A 2,231-nucleotide genomic window follows, 5' to 3' on the forward strand; every position below is an offset into this window, starting at 1 on the left:
ACAAAATAATCACTAAAAAACTCACTTTTTTACCTTAATAGATACAATTTTTGATTAATTATTTAAAAGTCGTTAAATGTAGTATAAAATTAATTTTAGTTTTAATTTTTTTTAGATAGATTAAACAGATTTTTATTTAAAGGAGGAAAGATGAAGTCCATAACTTCAAAGATAGCGATGATTATCATCTCATTGCTAGTTATTTCGTTTGCTGCTATTTCAGCAGTCAGCTACTATACAGCGGAAAGTAAGGTAGTAGAGTTGGTCAGCCAGACCCAGGATCAGATTCTAAGTGACATCAAAGCTACTACGGATTCTTTTTTTGAAGAATATTTAGAAGTTGCTAAAAAGTATGCTTTAGATATAGCACAAACACCAAATAATGATGACTCGTACATGGAAAAAACAAAAATGCAAAAAGAAAGCGTTAGTCGTCTAGTTACTGATATTTTTTATGGTCGCGAGAGTGATGGACATTTTTTCCAATCAGACGGAACTAGAACAACTCCAGCCGATAACTACGATCCTAGAACTAGAGGTTGGTACAAAGCAGCTAAGAGTACAAATGGTGCTATATATACCGAACCTTACAAAGCTGCCTTGTTTAATGCTTTAGTAATTAGCTTTGCCGCTCCAGTAAATAAAAATGGAAATTTTGATGGTGTTTTGGGACTTGATTTAAATATGGATGCTTTAAGTAAAAAAATTCTCGAAATGGGTAAAACGAAATACGGCTACGTCTATTTAATGAATAAAGACGGCGTTATTCTTATGCACTCAAATCCTGAAAATGTCGGTAAAGCGATTCCGGCAAGCAAATATTTGGCCGATGAATTTGCGGCTAAGAGATTTGATGAAAATGGACTTATCCCTTATACAAACTATAAAGGCGAGAACGTAACCGCCAAAGTCCTTCCTATAAACGATCAAGGCTGGTTAGCTGTAGCCGCTATCGGAGCAGATACTTTTTCGTCTAATACCTTGCCTTTATTAAAAGCTCAAATAATCCTTGCCGTAGCTTTTATAGTCATACTTTCGGCTATCGTATTTACTCTTCTTAAAAAATCCCTTAGTCCTATTAGAACTATTCAAACTAAGCTTGAAGACGCGTTTAAATTCATCACCTACGAAACCCCTAACGCTCCGGAAAAGCTAGTAGTAACTACGCAGGACGAATTCGGCAGAATGAGCGAATCTATTAACGAAAATATAGAAAAAGTCCTTAACGGCGTTAAAAAAGACAGCGCCTTAATAGAGGAGATGAACGGTATAGCAAATCTCATGATAAAAGGACACATGGGGGCTAAGATTAACTCCGTCCCTAATAATCCGGCTTTAGTTCAGTTAAAAGATCTACTAAATAAATTCTTTGCATCAATTTCTGAAAATTTAAAAGGAATAGCCGTAGTTTTAGCTTCTTACAACAAAAACGACTACACTCCTAGACTAGAGTTAAAACCCGAGCTTGAAAGCGATCTAAAAGATATGATAGTAGGCCTTCAAAGCGCGGGCGACGCAGTAAGCAATATGCTAAGGGAAAATTTAAAAGAAGCTCAGGTCCTAGAAGAAAAAGCTAAAATCCTAGCAGAATCTATGAGAACTCTAACCGACGGAGCTCATAAGCAAGCCGACTCCATCCAAGAAAGCGCGGCTGCTATAGAAGAGATGAGCAGTTCTATGAACGCCATTAGCCAAAAAGCTAGCGACGTAACAAGACAAAGCGAAGAGATTAAAAATATCATCGTTATTATTAGAGATATAGCTGATCAAACCAACCTACTTGCTCTAAATGCGGCTATCGAGGCAGCACGTGCTGGTGAACACGGCAGAGGATTTGCCGTAGTCGCCGACGAGGTTAGAAAACTAGCAGAGCGAACTCAAAAATCACTTGGCGAGATCGAAGCTAACGCAAATGTTTTAGCTCAAAGCATTAATGAGATGAGTGAAAGCATCAGAGAGCAAAGCGAAGGCATAAATATGATAAATCAAAGCGTAAGTCAGATCGACAGTATTACAAAACAAAATATTAATATTGTTGGTACAACAAATGAAATTACTGACCAAATAGATGAAATGGCTAAGACGATAGTAGCCGACGTTAGAAAGAATAAATTTTAATCTTAGAGCCGAATTTAGGGGTTTGCCTCCCCTAAATTCTAATTTTATTTAGCTGATTTTAACTACCTAAAAAGAAAAAATAATTCAAAATTATTATTTAATGTATACATCAC

1 protein-coding gene and 1 pseudogene are annotated in these 2,231 nt (G+C 36.3%); both read left to right on the forward strand.

Features of this window, described 5'->3' with window-relative positions; genetic code table 11:
- Positions 1-177 precede the first annotated feature (177 nt).
- Positions 178-882: pseudogene (locus tag CVS92_RS09315) on the forward strand (cache domain-containing protein); the annotation flags it as partial.
- Positions 883-1,677: 795 nt separating this feature from the next.
- Positions 1,678-2,118, forward strand: a complete 441-nt coding sequence (locus CVS92_RS09320) for a methyl-accepting chemotaxis protein (RefSeq protein ID WP_374188056.1) — start codon at positions 1,678-1,680, stop codon at positions 2,116-2,118.
- Positions 2,119-2,231: the final 113 nt, after the last annotated feature.

This window comes from Campylobacter concisus (assembly GCF_003048555.1).
Taxonomy (GTDB): domain Bacteria; phylum Campylobacterota; class Campylobacteria; order Campylobacterales; family Campylobacteraceae; genus Campylobacter_A; species Campylobacter_A concisus_AO.